The organism is Paenibacillus spongiae (genome assembly GCF_024734895.1).
Classification (GTDB): domain Bacteria; phylum Bacillota; class Bacilli; order Paenibacillales; family Paenibacillaceae; genus Paenibacillus_Z; species Paenibacillus_Z spongiae.
Window position 1 is genome coordinate 1,489,557 of the sequence record NZ_CP091430.1, and the last position, 16,735, is coordinate 1,506,291.

General features: G+C 49.0%; 16 protein-coding genes and 1 riboswitch. All 16 genes read left to right on the forward strand.

From position 1 onward, the window contains the following. Nucleotides 1–3: 3 nt before the first annotated feature. The 16 genes from L1F29_RS06735 (at nucleotide 4) to L1F29_RS06810 (ending at nucleotide 16,730) form a co-directional block, all read left to right on the forward strand. Nucleotides 4–702, forward strand: coding sequence for an N-acetylmannosamine-6-phosphate 2-epimerase (locus L1F29_RS06735; protein ID WP_258387567.1), 699 nt, complete (start codon nucleotides 4–6; stop codon nucleotides 700–702). A 14-nt stretch (nucleotides 703–716) separates the two neighbouring features. Beyond that, nucleotides 717–1,790: a DUF4855 domain-containing protein gene (locus L1F29_RS06740; RefSeq protein WP_258387568.1), complete on the forward strand. Its 1,074-nt coding sequence runs from the start codon at nucleotides 717–719 to the stop codon at nucleotides 1,788–1,790. Between the two features lie 140 nt (nucleotides 1,791–1,930). Next, nucleotides 1,931–2,956, forward strand: coding sequence for an MBL fold metallo-hydrolase (locus L1F29_RS06745; protein ID WP_258387569.1), 1,026 nt, complete (start codon nucleotides 1,931–1,933; stop codon nucleotides 2,954–2,956). Nucleotides 2,957–2,976: 20 nt separating this feature from the next. After that, entirely contained in the window at nucleotides 2,977–3,918 is a 942-nt protein-coding gene (locus L1F29_RS06750) for a DUF4434 domain-containing protein (protein ID WP_258387570.1), read from the forward strand. 174 nt (nucleotides 3,919–4,092) lie between these two features. After that, the gene (locus L1F29_RS06755) at nucleotides 4,093–4,422 is read left to right on the forward strand and encodes a helix-turn-helix domain-containing protein (RefSeq protein WP_258387571.1); all 330 of its coding nucleotides are present in this window, start codon (nucleotides 4,093–4,095) and stop codon (nucleotides 4,420–4,422) included. Nucleotides 4,423–4,565: 143 nt separating this feature from the next. Next, nucleotides 4,566–4,649: riboswitch (cyclic di-GMP riboswitch) on the forward strand. Between the two features lie 14 nt (nucleotides 4,650–4,663). Next, a complete protein-coding gene (locus L1F29_RS06760; protein WP_258387572.1) occupies nucleotides 4,664–4,870 on the forward strand; it encodes an anti-repressor SinI family protein in 207 nt (68 codons plus the stop codon). 317 nt (nucleotides 4,871–5,187) lie between these two features. Then, the gene (locus tag L1F29_RS06765) at nucleotides 5,188–7,344 is read left to right on the forward strand and encodes a right-handed parallel beta-helix repeat-containing protein (RefSeq protein WP_258387573.1); all 2,157 of its coding nucleotides are present in this window, start codon (nucleotides 5,188–5,190) and stop codon (nucleotides 7,342–7,344) included. Between the two features lie 153 nt (nucleotides 7,345–7,497). Further along, nucleotides 7,498–9,444, forward strand: coding sequence for an asparagine synthase-related protein (locus L1F29_RS06770; RefSeq protein WP_258387574.1), 1,947 nt, complete (start codon nucleotides 7,498–7,500; stop codon nucleotides 9,442–9,444). A gap of 14 nt (nucleotides 9,445–9,458) precedes the next feature. Then, nucleotides 9,459–9,587: a paeninodin family lasso peptide gene (locus L1F29_RS06775; protein WP_258387575.1), complete on the forward strand. Its 129-nt coding sequence runs from the start codon at nucleotides 9,459–9,461 to the stop codon at nucleotides 9,585–9,587. A 127-nt stretch (nucleotides 9,588–9,714) separates the two neighbouring features. After that, the gene (locus tag L1F29_RS06780) at nucleotides 9,715–10,650 is read left to right on the forward strand and encodes an HPr kinase/phosphorylase (RefSeq protein WP_258387576.1); all 936 of its coding nucleotides are present in this window, start codon (nucleotides 9,715–9,717) and stop codon (nucleotides 10,648–10,650) included. Then, the gene (locus tag L1F29_RS06785; protein ID WP_258387577.1) at nucleotides 10,643–10,933 is read left to right on the forward strand and encodes a lasso peptide biosynthesis PqqD family chaperone; all 291 of its coding nucleotides are present in this window, start codon (nucleotides 10,643–10,645) and stop codon (nucleotides 10,931–10,933) included. The genes L1F29_RS06780 and L1F29_RS06785 overlap by 8 nt, the downstream gene beginning before the upstream one ends. A gap of 66 nt (nucleotides 10,934–10,999) precedes the next feature. After that, the gene (locus tag L1F29_RS06790; protein ID WP_258387578.1) at nucleotides 11,000–12,853 is read left to right on the forward strand and encodes an ABC transporter ATP-binding protein; all 1,854 of its coding nucleotides are present in this window, start codon (nucleotides 11,000–11,002) and stop codon (nucleotides 12,851–12,853) included. After that, nucleotides 12,834–13,148 (forward strand): helix-turn-helix domain-containing protein, encoded by a 315-nt coding sequence (locus L1F29_RS06795; protein WP_258387579.1) that lies wholly within the window; start codon nucleotides 12,834–12,836, stop codon nucleotides 13,146–13,148. The genes L1F29_RS06790 and L1F29_RS06795 overlap by 20 nt, the downstream gene beginning before the upstream one ends. A 107-nt stretch (nucleotides 13,149–13,255) precedes the next feature. Beyond that, the gene (locus L1F29_RS06800) at nucleotides 13,256–13,975 is read left to right on the forward strand and encodes a YveK family protein (RefSeq protein WP_258387580.1); all 720 of its coding nucleotides are present in this window, start codon (nucleotides 13,256–13,258) and stop codon (nucleotides 13,973–13,975) included. Beyond that, complete coding sequence (locus L1F29_RS06805) at nucleotides 13,965–14,624, forward strand: CpsD/CapB family tyrosine-protein kinase (RefSeq protein WP_258387581.1); 660 nt, start codon at nucleotides 13,965–13,967, stop codon at nucleotides 14,622–14,624. The genes L1F29_RS06800 and L1F29_RS06805 overlap by 11 nt, the downstream gene beginning before the upstream one ends. A 273-nt stretch (nucleotides 14,625–14,897) precedes the next feature. Then, complete coding sequence (locus L1F29_RS06810; RefSeq protein WP_258387582.1) at nucleotides 14,898–16,730, forward strand: polysaccharide biosynthesis protein; 1,833 nt, start codon at nucleotides 14,898–14,900, stop codon at nucleotides 16,728–16,730. Nucleotides 16,731–16,735: the final 5 nt, after the last annotated feature.

The window sequence follows — 16,735 nt, forward strand, 5'->3', positions numbered from 1 at the left end:
CCCATGGACGATGTCATCGCGCGCTTAAAGAATGGATTCATCGTATCCTGTCAGGCATTGGAGAACGAGCCGCTGCATGGCGCATCGATCATGGCGGCTATGGCACGGGCCGCGGAGGAAGGCGGTGCGGCGGGAATACGGGCGAACAGCCCGGCGGATATTTCGGCGATCAAGGACAAATGCTCCCTGCCGGTCATCGGGCTGTACAAGAAGCATTACCCTGACAGCGACGTCTACATTACGCCAACGATTCGCGAGGTCAGCGACGTCGTATCGGCGGGGGCGGATATGGTGGCGATCGACAGCACCTTCATGTCCAGACCCCGGAATGAAAAGCTGGAGCAGCTGATCGCGGAAATACGGAAGAGCTTCCCGCAGACGCTGATTATGGCCGATATATCGACCTTCGAGGAAGGGGTGATGGCGATGGAGCTGGGGGCCGATGTCGTGTCGACAACGATGTCGGGCTATACGCCCCATAGTCCGCAAATCGCCACGCCCGACTATGAGCTGGTCGGAAAGCTAGCCGCGCTAGCGCGCGTGCCTGTTTTTGCGGAAGGTCGGATCTGGTCGCTCGAGGAATGTCTCCGCTGCTATCAGATGGGCGCACATGCGGTTGTGGTCGGTACGGCCATTACGAGACCGCAGGAGATTGTCAAGCGCTTCGTAACCAATATCCAGGCAAAGATGCTGGAGTCGTAATAGGAGGTGCCAGGGTGGAATATAGCCAAGAAAGTCGTTATTTGCGGCCTGGGGAGCATACCGCCGGGATACGCAACCTGATGCTTTTTTATAATGGCCATTATGAAAGTCATGCCGGCATATGGAAGAAAGACGATTTTGTACCCTATATTAGCTATGTCGATGAAAGCGGACGGCCTCGGGAATGGTTTTTCGACGGAGCGCTGTTTCTGGCCAAGTGGTCCTTCGCGTTCCGCGGGTATGAAGGGTACCCCGTTGGGGACGAACGCTCGAACAACCTGGAGGACTGGCGGTGGTACTTGGACAAAACGTTCGGCGAAGCCGGAGACCTGGCGGAATTGAACAAAGCCGTCGAGGACGTTGCCGTACAGCTGAACGATCCTGGCTACAAGATGAAGGTCGTCATTATGATCCCGTATCCCGATCCCAGCCAGCACGAGTTCGGCGAGCTTGCGGGAAGCGGTCCGCTCAGCTTCGACTACCGGCGGGTTGCTCCCGAAGAGGCGCACCGCAATAAGCAATTGGCCTTGAAGTGGTACGTCGGCCAATTGCTGAAGCGCTGGGACGAAGCCGATCTGCCTCGTCTGGAGCTCTCCGCTCTGTATTGGATGAACGAGGCGGTTCACCAATCCGTGCCGCAGGAAGAAGAGCTGATCGGATGGACGAGAGACCTTATCCATGATGCAGGCCTGAAGTTTTTCTGGATTCCTTACTTCAACGCCGAGAATTATGGGAAGTGGAAGGAGCTCGGCTTCGATGCGGCTGTCCTGCAGCCGAACCACTTCTTCACGGAAACGGGTGCAGACCGGATTCAAGTCACGGCCGATATGGCCGCTAAGGCCGGCATGGGCTTGGAAATGGAAGTCGATTACCGGGTGTTCGGGGAGGACGGGGCATTCCGCGGCAAATACCTCAATTACTTGAATGGCGGGGTGGAATACGGATTTGCGGGCGACGTGTTCCGGGGGTATTACCAGGATGTGAAGCTGCTTGCAGCCGCGGCGTATAACGAGGATCCGGCGAAGAGAGCGATTTATGACATGACCTATAGATTTGTGAAAGGTACCTATGTAAGCACGAATAGTTAAAGCTTGCGAGTGACCTGAGGCTGAAAGCAGCTTCTGGGATAATAAATGGTGGAAGGCGGCTGGGCTTCGGTGCGGCTGCCTTCCTGTGTCGATACCGCACATGCGAGAGTAGACATGAAGCGGTGGTGATTCTAAGAAAGTTGGAACGAAAGAAGACGAGCGGAGCAGGAAGAATGATTCTGGAGAAGCGTCAGCGGTCGCCTTTGTTACCGGATTTCAACCTGTTCTCGTTGATTCAAAGAAATCCGGGAACAACAGCGATCGGAAGATCATTCTGCCTGGCCAGCGGGTTGTTGTATCAACTGACGGCTTTAATCAAGGATGGCTTGAATGTCCGCGAAGGAGGAGAAAGGGTGAAGCTGCATTTTCTAGGAACGGCCGCGGCGGAAGGATTTCCTGCCATGTTCTGCCGCTGCGAGCACTGCATGAAGGCACGCCAAGCGGGCGGGAGAGATATTCGGACCCGGAGCTCGGTCATTATTGACGATATCTTGAAGGTGGACTTTCCGCCGGATACGCTTCATCATGTGCTGCGAGACGGAATCGATCTCGGGCTTGTCGAGGATCTGTTTATTACCCACACCCATCTGGATCACCTTCGGGCCGAGGATCTGGCCATGCGGCTGCCGGTCTACGCTCACGGGCTGGATCATCCGCTGCGTATTTACGGCCATGACGCCGCGGTGCGCAAATGCCGGGAGGCGTTCGGCAGACCGGATGCGTCGAGAATCCGGCTCAGCCGGATCGTTCCGTTCCAAACGGTCGATACCGGTACGGCCAAGGTGACGGCGCTGCCTGCTAATCATGACCCGGACGAAACCTGCCTGCTGTTCTTCATAGAAAAGGACGGGAAGCGGTTATTTTATGGCCATGATACGGGCCTTCTGCCGGAAGAGACTTGGGCTTGGCTGGAGCAGACAACCTTGGATGCGGTCATCTTGGACTGCACGAACGGCAATTTGCCGTTTACCGGCGGCCACCTGAATATTGAAGCGGTGATTGGCATACGCAATAGGCTGCGGGATAAAGGTGTGCTTGCGAAGGATGCAACGGTCATCGCTACTCATTTCTCCCACAATATCGGTCTGCTGTACAATGACCTGACGAATATTTTTGATCCGGAACAAATTCTGGTTGCTTATGACGGCATGATTCTAAACGTGTAATCGACGGAGGAGAGCTCGCGATGGCATTGATTCCCCCTTTATCCCTTTCGGGAACGTTCCTGCAGCCCTATCTGGGCGGAAATTGGTCGGAGAAGCAGTGGGATGATGAATTTCGGTACATGAAAGAGATCGGCATGCATCAGCTTATTTTGCAGTGGTCGGCGGACAGTCAGCATTTTACCGCCGCGTATCCGACTTCTCTTCCGGGATTCAAGCATCAGATGAAGGCGGATGTTGTTGAGGAGGCGCTGAAGCGCGGCGGCCGATACGGATTCGAGATCTATGTCGGCTTGCATCTGAACCATGATTGGTTCGGCAAATATACGAGCGACCCGGCATGGTTGGATCATGAGGCGGATCTTGCCAGCGCATTGGCACGCGATCTGTGGAGCAAGTACGGACACTATGCTTCTTTTACCGGATGGTATTTAAGCTTCGAGCCCGACAACGTGAACCAACCGGAAGTGAGCGATTGGGATCAATCCATTGCTTTTTACCGGAAGGTTGGCGGCGTCATGAAGTCTCTTACACCGGATAAACCGATCATGGTTGCTCCGTTCTTCGTGGATGGGGCCGGTCAAACACCGAAGCAGTGGGGGACGATGTGGACGTATATTTTGACCCACAGCCCAATCGACATTGTGAATCTGCAGGATGGGGTTGGAGCGGCTCACTCGCTGCCGGAACACTTGCCGGCATGGTTCTCGGCCACCAAGGAAGCGCTTGAGCGGCTGGACCGGCCAGTAGCACTGTGGAGCGATACGGAAACCTTCCGTACCGTGAACGGAAAGTTCGCTCCCGTAGAATTTGCGCCAGTGTACGAATGCATGGAGCTGGTGGCGCCGTTCATCAGCAACATCACTTGCTTCAGCTTTAATCACTACGTGAGCCCGCAGCAAGTCGACCCGATATACTACGAAAGCTACAAGCGAGTGCTGCAAGCCGGCGGACGAAGCAAGTAGAATTAGAAGGGTCGTGTTAAAGAGATTCAAGCAGAGTCGGAGCAGCCCGTAAGCCACCAAGGCCTACGGGCTGTATTTTATTTTTCGTTACGAAGATTATGGTAGGTTGGTTTTTACGCAGCATCAATCTTTGGTATAATGAAGAATAGAACCATACGCGAAGGGCGAGATCAGATGACGGAGACGATCGGGGAACGTATTAAGCGAATTCGCTTAAGCAAAGGAAAATCTCTTTCCGAGTTAGCGGAATCCGCTGAAGTCGCGAAATCCTATTTAAGCAATGTCGAGAGGGGCATTCAAAGCAACCCCTCCATTCAATTTATCGAGAAGATTGCTGCTACGCTGAATATATCGCCCAATGCGCTGCTGTTTGACAACGCTGCCGACCAGGAGTTGGATTCGGAATGGCAGCAGCTTGTGCTGGATGCGATGGCATCGGGCATCAGCAAGAGTCAATTCAAGGAGTTTCTGGAGTTTCAGCGATGGAAGAAAACGCAAGAATAAACCGTTCGATGGATGAGAAGCGCCTCTGCTTAGAGAGGCGTTTTTTTGTGTCCGGTTGTTCGATATAAAAAATAATTTGCGTGTTGCGCAGAATGTGACAAATTTTGCTATGATACAAACTGTATAATATGACTATGAAATGATACAAAACGGGAAGCTACGAAATATGTTCTGAATCTGGGCACCTTGAACATATGGAGCGAGTGGTGCACCCACCCCCACTTATGGAGGCTGCGAGCGAATGGAAAACTCAATCGGAGTAGTGCGTGCATTAGACCCTGAATGGCAGGAATTAATATCGATGGCCCGCAAGCAGGGGTTATCCGTTGAAGAAATACGGTCGTTCTTGTGGCAGGGCGAGAAGCGGGACAGCCATATGGAATTCGAGAAGCGGGACAGCCATATGGAGTTTGAGGCTGATCACGTTGTTCAGTTCATGGGCAGTTGAGAATCGACGATGGGGTGCGTAACCGGGAAGGTGTGCATGCATAAGGGAAAGTAACCGCTTATGAGCGTGTTACGGTTTATTCGTATTTCTTGCGATTGTGGAATAAAGATCATCTTTCCTGACGAAGGGCTGTCCGTTAGTCGAGCTTTGCTCGGGCGGACAGTCCTTTTATAGGTAGCGGGACCGAGAAGTGCTTACTGTCTATACGGATTGTATCAGGATAAAGTCCTATTTTGTTGCAAATTGTAAGTTTATGATATTAAAAGAATATATTGTTAGGTATACTAGAAGACAAAAAATGGTTGCAGGAGGGTAAAATGAATCGATTATGGAAATGGCTGCTGGCAGGCACATTGGTTCTGCCAATCGCTACTAGCACATCAAATGCGGAAGCACCTGTAGGAATCTCCGAGCTTAATGGAGCTGAAGCAGCTGTGAGTGCAATTGCAAGTACAAGTACGTATAGAAAGACTTATGTTGTCGATTTGGCCCGGTGGGGCATCACTAAGGATGGTACAAAAGCAGCAGAAACAACGCGTGGAATCAACAATGCGCTTGTATGGGCAAGCTCACAAGGGTTCACAACGACGACCCTGCCTACGGGTACCTATCTGATCGATAAGAACAGCCGGATCAACATGGTCAGCAATATGACCTTCAAGCTGGATGATAAAACGGTCATTCAGAAAGAAAAGAATGGGAAAGAAAGATACGAGACGTTATACATAGGATACGGTATAACGAATGTCAAACTGCAGGGTGGGATTTATCGGGGCGACAAGAATACGCATGACTATTCCAAGAAAGACAATAAGTATACGGCGGGTACTCATGAGAGCGGATATGGGATAATGACAGAGGGTGCTGAGAATTTATCCGTCGAGGGAATTAAGGCAGAATACTTCACTGGCGATGGAATGGTAATCGGTGGAAAAGGAACGCTGGTCAAAGATATCTATGCATCGCATTTTGAATCTGGTTCCTTTGATGCGGCCGGCAAACGAAATGTGGACAAGAATTCGATTCGAACGAAGGTTCCAATTCCTTTTACGAATCCAATCTTTCTTAATGAGCAGACATTTGAAGTAACCAATAATATCAATCTGCCTAGAACATTTGATATTTATTTTTATAAGAGTGATAACACGTTTTTGACTAGTATTAAAAATGCATCGGTACAGAAAATCCTTCAGATTCCTACAGGTGCAGCAAAGTTCCATCTTGTATTCAAAAAAACAGTTACTGCTGGAACTTACGTAGAGGTTTGGAACAAAACGGTATCAAAAAACATCGTAGTGAAAGATTCAGAATTTGCCTTTAACCGTCGTCAGGGAATTACGATTGGCGGAGGAGATCAAGTACAAATTCTGAATAACGTCTTTCATGATATGAAAGGTATAGCCCCTCAATCTGGTATCGATATTGAAGGTGGATTCGGTGAGAACGGGCACCGTAATACGAACATTAAAATCAAAGACAATGAGTTCTATAATAACGCCGCTTATGATCTCATCTTATATGATGGTTGGAATGCCATTGTCGAAGGGAATCATTTCGCCTCGAAAGGGGTAATTGGTTTAGCTGTTAGCCCCCCGTTCACAGGTGCTGTAGTAAGGAATAATCATTTTGATGGAACGAGGATCGTGGCTTACCATGATGTGACCTTCATTGATAACCGTATGAATGATTCATACACTTTTTTCGAAGGACCGAATGTCAAAATTGAAAAGATGACATTTACAGACTCCATATTAGCTATATCAAGCAGTACTCCGTTTGGAGTTACAGCTACCGATATTACGATGTATAACAATAAAAAACAGGAAAGTGCAGTAAGTGTATGGAAGAAGCCCGTACGATTGTCAAACGTGACGATTCATGGCGAAACGAAGCTGAACACGATAGTTGGCGGCGTTGAGGATGGAAGCATCTTCGACAACCTGCAGCTGCTTGGTCATAGTGGAGCTGGTTTGCCGAGGGGGACCTATAACAATTGCGTCTTCGAGTCGGCACAAGGGAATAAGAGGGAATTAGTAGCCACAAGTGCCGGCAATTATGTATTTAACGGCTGCAAAATCAAATCAGATTTAACGGGACTGTATCTGGATAATAAAGCTAGTAATTTTACCGTAAAGGATAGTACGTTCGAGATCACGGGAAATTCGCCGGCTATTTCGGTGCAGGCTGCAAAAAAAGTCGACCTGCAAAACAATAGCATTACCGCTAATAATCTCACACAATTGACTGTTCCCATGATCAAGCTTAACGACTATTGGAAGCGTACAGAACGCCATGACATATTAGCGGCTGCCATTAGCGGCAATCAGATTACGACTAATATTGCGGCCATCGGTATTTCGACAATTTATGCAGGAGTCGGAGCGCCTCCATACACGGTGACCAATAATAGCTTGAAGAAGGCTAAACTAGAATTAAAGAAGAACGATGTCGCAGCGAAGAATACACTGCAATAAAGAACATGAAGACACCGGAATGACGGTGTCTTTGTTCTTTATTAAGGTTAAAAATGTCGTTGACAACGGAAAGAATGACTGTTAGACTAAGTTTGCGTTCGTTATTAAGAACAAAATGATCTATTTGTTCAGAAGACACGGGGGATTACATGGATGAGTGCAATTGCGGGAATTTACCATTTCAACGGAGATCCAATCGTTGTCGAGCATGGGGGCCGCTTGATGGATGCCCTGCAGCGCTTCCCGGCTAACCGTGTGGATACGTGGCATAAGGACGGGGTGTTTCTAGGTTGCCATGCCCAGTGGATTACGAATGAATCGATTCATGAGCAGCTGCCTTATTATGACCCTAACAGGCGTCTTGCCATTACGGCAGACGCGATCATCGATAACCGGGATGAATTATTCGAAAAGCTGCAGGTGGAGCACAGCCGCAGACAAGGGATGTCGGATAGCGAGCTTATTTTGCTCGCATACCAGAAGTGGGGAGAAGAATCGCCTAAATACCTGGTCGGAGATTTTGCCTTTATGATCTGGGATGAAAGCCGTCAGCAGCTATTTGGCGCCCGTGACTTCTCCGGCGCTCGGACGCTGTACTACTACCGGAATAATGAGCAGCTAGCGTTCTGTACGGTCATGAATCCGCTCTTCTCCTTGCCTTATGTAGAGAAGAGACTGAATGAGGAATGGCTGGCCGAATATATTGCCATTACCGGCATGTTTGAACCGCCGAATTGCGGAGTTACGGTCTATAAAGAAATCGAACATCTTCCGCCCGCTCATTACATAACAATATCTTCTAGTGGAGTGAAGGTGACCCGATATAATACTTTTGCGAATGTATCACCGCTTAAGCTGAAATCAAATACGGACTATGAAGAGGCATTTAGGGATGTCTTTCAGCGCGCAGTAACATCGCGGCTGCGTACGAACCGCCAAGTGGGTGCTTATTTGAGCGGAGGATTGGATTCAGGCTCTGTTGCCAGCTTTGCGGCCAAGGCTCTGCAGAAGGAAAATCGCGTTCTGCATACGTACAGCTATGTCCCTGTTGATGATTTTGTAGATTGGACACCCAAATATAAGATGGCGAATGAAAGACCCAACATCCAAGCGACCGTGCAGCATGTCGGGAATATTCAGCCCAACTATTTGAGCTTTGGGGACCGAAGTCCTTTCTCGGAGATGGATGACTGGCTTGATATCATGGAGACGCCCTACAAGTCCTTCGAGAACTCCTTCTGGCTGAAAGGCATCTATGAGAGAGCGCAGCAGGAGGAGATCGGCATCCTGCTGAATGGACAGCGCGGGAATTATGGCATCTCTTGGGGACCTGCATTGGATTATTATATGACCCTAATGAGAGGCATGAAGTGGTTTCGACTTATGCGGGAAGTTAACAAGTACAGCGCGAATATCGGCGTAGACAAAGACCGTATTTATCGAGTTGTCAGCCGTAAGGCGTTCCCTATATTAAACCGCTGGAGACCTGTAAGTGAACCTTATGAGTTTCCGCAATTGGTTAATCCGGAATTTGCAATGCAGACCGGAATTTATGATAGGCTTCACGACCGTAAGTTCACGGGAATTGGAACGACAGCCGATCTGCCTTCCGATCCAATGGAAGCCAGAAAAGAACATTTTGAACGCCTCCATGTATGGAGTATTTCAGGGGCTAGAGGTGCCAAATTATCTTTGCGCTATTCCGTGAGAGGTCATGATCCGACCAATGATTTGCGGGTGATCCGATATTGTCTGTCGCTTCCCATGGAGCAGTTCGTTCAGAATGGCGTGGATCGGTCGTTAATCAGAAGGTCGACAGAAGGTTACCTGCCTGATCAGGTTCGATTGAACCAGCGTGTTAGGGGAATCCAGGCAGCTGATTTGATCCATCGGATGATTCCGGCTTGGCCGGCATTCGTTGACGAGCTGCGGCGTATGAGCCAGGATACGCAAATGCAGCAAATCATTCATATGCCAGTGATCCAAAACGGACTTGCATTGGTTGAGCAGGGGCCCAAGCCCGAAACGGCCTATAATCCCCAAATTAAAATTCTTATGCGCAGTTTGATTATCTATCGATTTCTGCAAAAAAACTTCTGAGGGGGGGTGAATCTATGAAGCAGGAGTGGAAAAAACCAAATCTGGAAGTACTTAGCGTCAGCATGACAATGGCCGGTCCCGGAGAAATCATTCCGGATGCCGATCAACCGGATCCAACGGAAGTCATTCACTTCGAGAGCTAAAATACCGGCATCATAGAGAGCTAGGGATTAGACGGTTAGTATTGCCCTTATATGCAGGAGTACGGTATAAGGGCATTTCCTTTCCGTCTATTCTTGTGATTATCTGATCTTGGTTGGAGTGAGAAATATGCTTGATACGGTTAGCAAGACGGTATACAAAGCATTCGGCTATCATATTCAAAGTGACATTCCTTTGCCGGAATTGCAGCTTAGCGGGAATGACGGGACAGGTGTTGACATTGTTATTCGAACGACCGATTTGACAGATGAATGGTCCAGGCTTGTCTCGCCCCAGAAGCTTGTCGTAACGGAGAATCGGGTCATGTTCGAGGTTGCGGATACGGCCATCTTTTCTATTCATGGAGGCAAAACGATCGATGTAACACCTAAGGAAGGCGCAAGCGGGGATCGAATCCGCCTCTTCATCCTGGGCAGCTGTATGGGGTCGCTGCTGCTGCAAAGAAGAATTCTTCCTTTGCACGGAAGCGCGGTAGCCATCGATGGCAAGGCGTATGCGATCATCGGGAGTTCCGGGAACGGAAAATCGACGCTCGCATCGGCATTGCTGCAGAGAGGCTTCCAGCTGCTAAGCGATGATGTCATCGCCGTTACGTTGGGTGATGACCATGTACCGTATGTGATACCGGCTTACCCGCAGCAGAAGCTGTGGCAGGAAAGTATGCATGCCTTCGGAATGGAAACGAGTGAATACCGTCCATTGTACGACCGGGAAACCAAATATGCGATACCGGTCCGGTCTCAATTCGCTCAAGAAGCTCTTCCGTTAGCGGGGATTTTCGAGCTTGTGAAGACAGAATCCGGGCAAGCCCGTCTCAGAGGGATTGAACGACTGGAACGCTTGCAGCTATTATATCGCCATACGTACCGTAACTTTCTGCTCGCAGACAGCGGTTTAATGCAGTGGCATCTGCATACGACGGCGAGCTTTGCAGGCAAGGTTGACATCTACCAGCTCAGCAGGCCATTGCAGCAATTTACGGCGCATCAGCTATCGTCCATCCTATTAACAGCGATTGGAAAGGAGAATACAACCAATGATTAAGAACAGACAAATTCAACTTGACGACGTCATTGTTCAACAGCCCGGACACATTGTAAGCGACATGGATGGCGAAACCGTCATGCTTAGCGTGGAAATCGGCAAATATTACAATCTGGGCGATGTTGGCGGATCGATCTGGAGCGGAATTCAATCGCCGATTACGGTTCATCAGCTGGTAGCGGATTTGATGACGAAATATGCGGTTGAACAAGCGGAGTGCGAGGAGCAAGTGATTGCTTTCCTGGAGCAGCTGCTGGAGGAAGGCTTAGTGACCAAGCAATAGATAAGCTATCGCGGTTACGAATGATATAAGAAATGCTGGATCTGCTTGTGTCGTAGGAGGATTGCAATGAATATTGTGCTGCATTACGTGAAGCAGCTTACCTCATTCTCAGGCAGGAGGCTCTACTTCAATCTTGCCGGCATGGTCGTAAGCAGTTTATTGGATGGGATTGGAATTCTTCTTCTTATTCCGATGCTGAGCATAAGTGGAATCGTGGATGGTAATGTCAGCATTCCCTCTATGGACGAGGCGCTATCCTTCCTGCGCGAGTTCCCGGTATCAACCGGTTTAATCCTTGTTCTGGGAGCCTATCTGGTCATCTCAGTCACTCAATTCATCATGCAAAGAAAGTTAAATATGCAGAATGTGGATATTCATCAAAGCTTTATCCATGAGCTCAGACTCCGGAGCTACCGGGAGCTGTTGTCGGCCAAGTGGGAGTTCTATCTGAACCGAAGAAAGTCGGATATTATTAATACGTTAACGGCAGAGATGTCACGGGTCAATACGGGCGTTCATCTATGCATGCAGACGACGACCTCCATTATCTTTACGGTTATACAAATCGGGCTTGCGCTGTGGATATCCGCACCGATTACACTCTTAGTCGTAATCAGCGGCGTCCTGCTGGCGCTCTTCTCGCGAAGGTTCTCCAAGAGGTCGATGGCCCTCGGCCGGGTAACCGTTGAACTTTCGCAGCAATATATGGCGGGAATTACGGATCTCTTCAACGGAATCAAGGAAGTGAAGAGCAATCGATTAGAGCATTCTCGGATGAAATGGGTCCAGATGCTGTCGGGCAAACTCCGGCAGGAACAGAGGGAGTTTACGAGAATAAGAACGGCTTCACAGCTTCTGTACAAAATATCATCCGCGGTATTAATCGCTGCCTTCATCTATACTTCGGTCATATTCTTTCAATCGAGACCAGAGCAGATGATCGTCATTATTGTCATTTTTTCTCGGTTATGGCCGAGATTCATTAATATTCAGGCGAATTTTGAACAAGTATCATCATTTATTCCAGCATTCCGTTCGCTATACGAGCTTCAGAAGCATAGTAATGAGGAAGCTGAGCATCAAAGTGCGCTGGCGGAAATACAAGACCTTCGCAGGACGGAACCGCTTCGAATGAAGCAGGGGATCGGATGCAGAAACGTCTATTTCCGTTACCGTTCCGAAGAGTCCGGGTATGCGCTTGAGAACGTCAGTCTACAGATCCCGGTTAATCAAATGACGGCCATTGTAGGACGATCCGGCGCAGGCAAGAGCACGTTAATCGACTTGATTATGGGGCTTATTCAACCTGAAGAAGGCGAAGTTCTCATCGATGGCAAGCCTTTAACGGGAGAAAAGCTGAAGCAGTTCAGACATTCCATCAGCTATGTACCGCAGGATCCTTTCCTATTTCATGGAAGTATCCGGGATAATCTGCTGCTCGTTGAACCGGACGCTACCGATGAACGAATCTGGGAGGCACTTGAGTTATCGGCAGCTGCAAGCTTCATCAGGCAGCTTCCGCAAAGATTGGATACGCTGATCGGCGACCGTGGAATCAAAATATCGGGCGGCGAGCGTCAAAGGCTGGTTCTCGGGCGTGCACTACTGAGAAAACCGTCCATTCTCGTTCTGGATGAAGCGACTAGTGCGCTAGATACGGAGAATGAGACGAAAATTCAGGAAGTGCTGGACCAATTAAGAGGAAAAACGACGATTCTTGTTATCGCTCACCGCTTCTCGACCATTCGTAATGCCGATCAAGTCATTGTACTGGATCAGGGGCGGATTGTGCAGAATGGCGACTACAAGCAGCTGGCGCTCGAACAAAGAGGGTTATTCCGAAAGCTGCTTGGCGCGCGCAGAGACTTTGATAATAATCAACCCTATGAAGGAGAAGTCTATGATTGGAGATCGAATTAAAGAGCTAAGGGAGAAGAAGGGCCTTACCCTCACCGAGCTGGCGGACCTAGCCGGCGTTTCCAAATCTTATTTGAGTCATATTGAACGAAAGCTGCAGAACAATCCTTCGCTGCAGATGCTATCCAAAATTTCCGTGCCGCTTGAAACGAAGGTTCAATACCTGCTGAACGATCAAGAAGCACCGAGAGAAGAAATATTCGATCAAGAATGGCTTGCATTGCTGAATAAGGCAATCGAGGACGGGATGAGCAAGGAAGATTTTATTCGTTTAAGCGAACGAGTGCGATCTCAATAACGGTAAACCTTGTTGACACGTTCGTTATAATGAACTATAATTTCCTTGTAGTTCGTTATAAGAAACGGAAGATTGATTCAGGAAACGTCAGGAAACGGGAGATTCATATGAATAATCTGCACACAGCGAAAGAAATCAATATTAAGGAATGGCTTCTAGTCCTAAAGCAACGATGGTTAACCATTCTTATCGTTACGGTAGTAATCGCAACAGCGGGCGTGTTATACAGCTCTCGTCCTGCTGTGCCGCTCTATCAGGTATCCGCAAGAATGATCGTTCATTCGGACACCGATACTTTCAATACGATACGGGTATTGTTAAAGGAACCGATCGTACTGGAGAAGGTGTCCGGCGAGCTGAAGCTTAACCGGTCGGTCAATGGGCTCAGGAATCAAGTTTTCACCAGCAATGTGGATGGCACGCAGGTGGCTCTGGTCTCCGTTGTTGATCCCGATCCAAGGGTTGCCGCTGCAATTGCCAATGAAACGGTAGAACAGTTGAAGCAAGCTGCCAGGGAGCTGTTGAATTTTACCGGCATTACAGTTCTGTCGGATGCCAATGGCAGCGGATCTCAGGAGCCGATCAATCCGCAGAATCAAATACGGAATAATATTCTGAGTATTATGATCGGCCTTGTGTTTGGGATTGGCGCGGCTCTTCTTCGTAACTCTCTGGATGATACGATCAGATTGGAGCATAGGGCAAAGGACTTGGCAGGAGTCCCCATTCTAGGAACCGTAACAAGAATTAAGGCAAAGCCGTTAACGAAGAAAGCGAAGCAGCTAACGTCCGGCATTTCGGTTAGGGGTGAAACGGTTGGCTCATAAGAAACAAAAGCTGGATAATGCTTTCTTGAGCAAGGGACTGATTAGTTATATCGACCCGGAGTCGGCCTCATCCGAGCAATACCGCAGCATTCGGACCAATATTGAGCTGCTGCCGATGGACGAACCGCTTCGGCTGATCATGGTCACGTCTCCGGGCTACAAGGAAGGCAAGACGCTAACGGCGATGAACCTGGCAGTGTCGATGGCTCAGCAAGGCAAACGAATCCTTATTATCGACGCTCATGTTAAGAAAGCCGATCTTAGTGCCATGTTCAATCTATCGGAGCACGTCGGGTTAACTAATGTGCTCACCGGAAGGGCAGAGCTGCTGGATACGGTGCACGCGACGGATATCGGCAAATTGGATGTCCTCGCCAGCGGCACGTCCATGGATCATATCAGTGAACTGCTTCAGCCTCGCTCCATGAAAGAGATCCTTGACTCCGGGAAGGAGCATTATGACATGATGATTATCGATGCGCCTCCTGTTCTGCATGCGTCGGAAGTGAAGTTGCTGGCTCATTATTGCGATGGTGTCATTATGGTTGTCCGCAACAATAGAACGAAGAACGCGGCAGCGGCAGCAGCCAAGGAAACATTGGCGTTCTCCGGCGCCAAAATGATGGGTATTATCATGAATCAATTTTAACTATGTCCCGACGTTCGTTATAAAGAACAGTTTAAAACTTTGGCGATGTCTCCTTGCCGTTATCGATGGAGGCACTCGGTCATGCTGTGGGTTGGATGAGACCTTAGACGCTGCGTCGTCGGAAGTGTGATGTGAGGTGGGGTTTGATGCCCTTGCTTTATTTGGTTTTTTATCTGCATGGATCGTTCTTGTCAACGAACGATCACGCCGGTAAAAAACGAAGTAAACAACAATAAGCGCGGTAATCAATTAGTTTGGGAGGGGGAAGGGTCCATGACATATTTTCAAAGGCTGTCCTTGTCCATGTTCACGGATTCGGTCATTATCATCAGTGCCATATTTTTTGGACGGTTCTTGTTAAGCATCAGTTTAGATGTCGCTAACACATCCCTTGTTATTAGCTCGTTAACGTTAGTTCTCAGCCATCATCTGTTTTCCCTTCGCTATAACCTGTACAAGAAGGCTTGGGAATACGCAAGCATCGGCGAACTGATTATTATTTTGAAATGCGTAACACTGTCCATAATAACGGCGGCCATCATACAGCAGCTGATGAATAACGACATTTATTTCAGACTCCTTGCCATTACTTGGATGCTGCATATGATCGCAATTGGCGGCTCGCGCTTTTGCCTACGCATCTATAAGGATACATACATAAAAGAGAAGCAAAACAAGAAGCGGACTTTGATTATCGGCGCGGGCGCGGCTGGTACGATGATCGCCAGGCAGCTGCTTCATAACAATGATGTCGAGCTCCAGCCGGTTGCCTTCATCGATGACAACGTGAAGAAGAAGGATCTGGATATTATGGGGCTCCCCGTCGTCGGCGGCTTACATATGATTGAGAAAGCGACCAAGGAGCTGGATATAAGCAATATCATCATCGCCATCCCTTCCTTAAAGCGCAAAGCGCTGCACGCCATCTATCAGGAATGCGCCAAGACAGACGCAAAGACGCAAATTCTTCCCATGATCGAAGATATCGTGCTGGGGAAGGTATCGGTGAATGAAGTTCGCGATGTTCAAGTGGAGGATCTCCTTGGCCGTGAGCCGGTTGACCTTGATGTTGCGGGTATTTCCGAAAATATAACGGGCAAGGTTGTATTGGTTACTGGCGCAGGAGGCTCGATTGGATCGGAAATTTGCAGGCAAGCGGCGCAATTTAATCCGGAGACGATTATTTTGCTGGGTCATGGCGAGAACAGCATTTATTCCATTGAGATGGAAATGAAAGAGCGTTATGGCGGTTCCAACATAAACTTTGTCACTGAAATTGCCGATCTGCAGGATCCGGACAAAATGATGTCGGTCATGAACACGTATAAGCCCGATGTTGTCTATCATGCTGCTGCGCATAAGCATGTGCCGCTAATGGAACGAAACCCGGAAGAAGCGGTCAAGAATAATGTGATCGGTACGATGAACGTTGCCCAAGCGGCCGGCCGGTCGGGTGTCGGCATCTTCGTGATGATTTCTTCTGATAAGGCCGTCAATCCGACCAGCGTAATGGGAGCGACCAAACGGCTGGCGGAAATGATCATCCAGGATATGGACCAGAAGAGCTCGACCAAGTTCGTCGCCGTGCGATTCGGCAATGTGCTGGGGAGCCGCGGGAGCGTAATCCCGCTGTTCAAGAAGCAAATTGAACAGGGCGGTCCGGTCAAAGTGACGCATCCGGATATGATCCGATACTTCATGACCATTCCGGAGGCTTCGAGATTGGTCATTCAGGCTGGGGCGCTGGCAAGAGGCGGGGAAATATTCGTGCTCGATATGGGGGAGCCGGTTAAAATCGTCGATTTGGCCAAAAACCTCATTCTGCTGTCAGGCAATTCGGTTGAGGATATCGGCATTGAATATACGGGTATAAGGCCAGGCGAGAAATTGTTCGAAGAGCTGTTGAACCCGGATGAAATCAATGAGAAGCAGGTGTATCCGAAGATTTACATCGGTAAGACATCCGAGCTTCACATGGAGCAAATTCAAGAGCTTCTTCAATCGTTCTCAACATTGGAGAAGACGAAGTTGAGGGAATGGCTAATCGATCTTGCAAACAATCGGGTTGCCGCCCCTGCTGATCAATTGGTCATGATGTTAGGTTAGGAGTG

What these genes read in the sequence shown, in the direction of transcription:
- L1F29_RS06770 (WP_258387574.1), top strand. Translation starts at nt 7,498, where the DNA reads ATGAGTGCAATTGCGGGAATTTACCATTTCAACGGAGATCCAATCGTT.
- L1F29_RS06780 (WP_258387576.1), top strand. Translation starts at nt 9,715, where the DNA reads ATGCTTGATACGGTTAGCAAGACGGTATACAAAGCATTCGGCTATCAT.
- L1F29_RS06765 (WP_258387573.1), top strand. Translation starts at nt 5,188, where the DNA reads ATGAATCGATTATGGAAATGGCTGCTGGCAGGCACATTGGTTCTGCCA.
- L1F29_RS06810 (WP_258387582.1), top strand. Translation starts at nt 14,898, where the DNA reads ATGACATATTTTCAAAGGCTGTCCTTGTCCATGTTCACGGATTCGGTC.
- L1F29_RS06795 (WP_258387579.1), top strand. Translation starts at nt 12,834, where the DNA reads ATGATTGGAGATCGAATTAAAGAGCTAAGGGAGAAGAAGGGCCTTACC.
- L1F29_RS06750 (WP_258387570.1), top strand. Translation starts at nt 2,977, where the DNA reads ATGGCATTGATTCCCCCTTTATCCCTTTCGGGAACGTTCCTGCAGCCC.
- L1F29_RS06785 (WP_258387577.1), top strand. Translation starts at nt 10,643, where the DNA reads ATGATTAAGAACAGACAAATTCAACTTGACGACGTCATTGTTCAACAG.
- L1F29_RS06735 (WP_258387567.1), top strand. Translation starts at nt 4, where the DNA reads ATGGACGATGTCATCGCGCGCTTAAAGAATGGATTCATCGTATCCTGT.
- L1F29_RS06800 (WP_258387580.1), top strand. Translation starts at nt 13,256, where the DNA reads ATGAATAATCTGCACACAGCGAAAGAAATCAATATTAAGGAATGGCTT.
- L1F29_RS06790 (WP_258387578.1), top strand. Translation starts at nt 11,000, where the DNA reads ATGAATATTGTGCTGCATTACGTGAAGCAGCTTACCTCATTCTCAGGC.
- L1F29_RS06760 (WP_258387572.1), top strand. Translation starts at nt 4,664, where the DNA reads ATGGAAAACTCAATCGGAGTAGTGCGTGCATTAGACCCTGAATGGCAG.
- L1F29_RS06755 (WP_258387571.1), top strand. Translation starts at nt 4,093, where the DNA reads ATGACGGAGACGATCGGGGAACGTATTAAGCGAATTCGCTTAAGCAAA.
- L1F29_RS06775 (WP_258387575.1), top strand. Translation starts at nt 9,459, where the DNA reads ATGAAGCAGGAGTGGAAAAAACCAAATCTGGAAGTACTTAGCGTCAGC.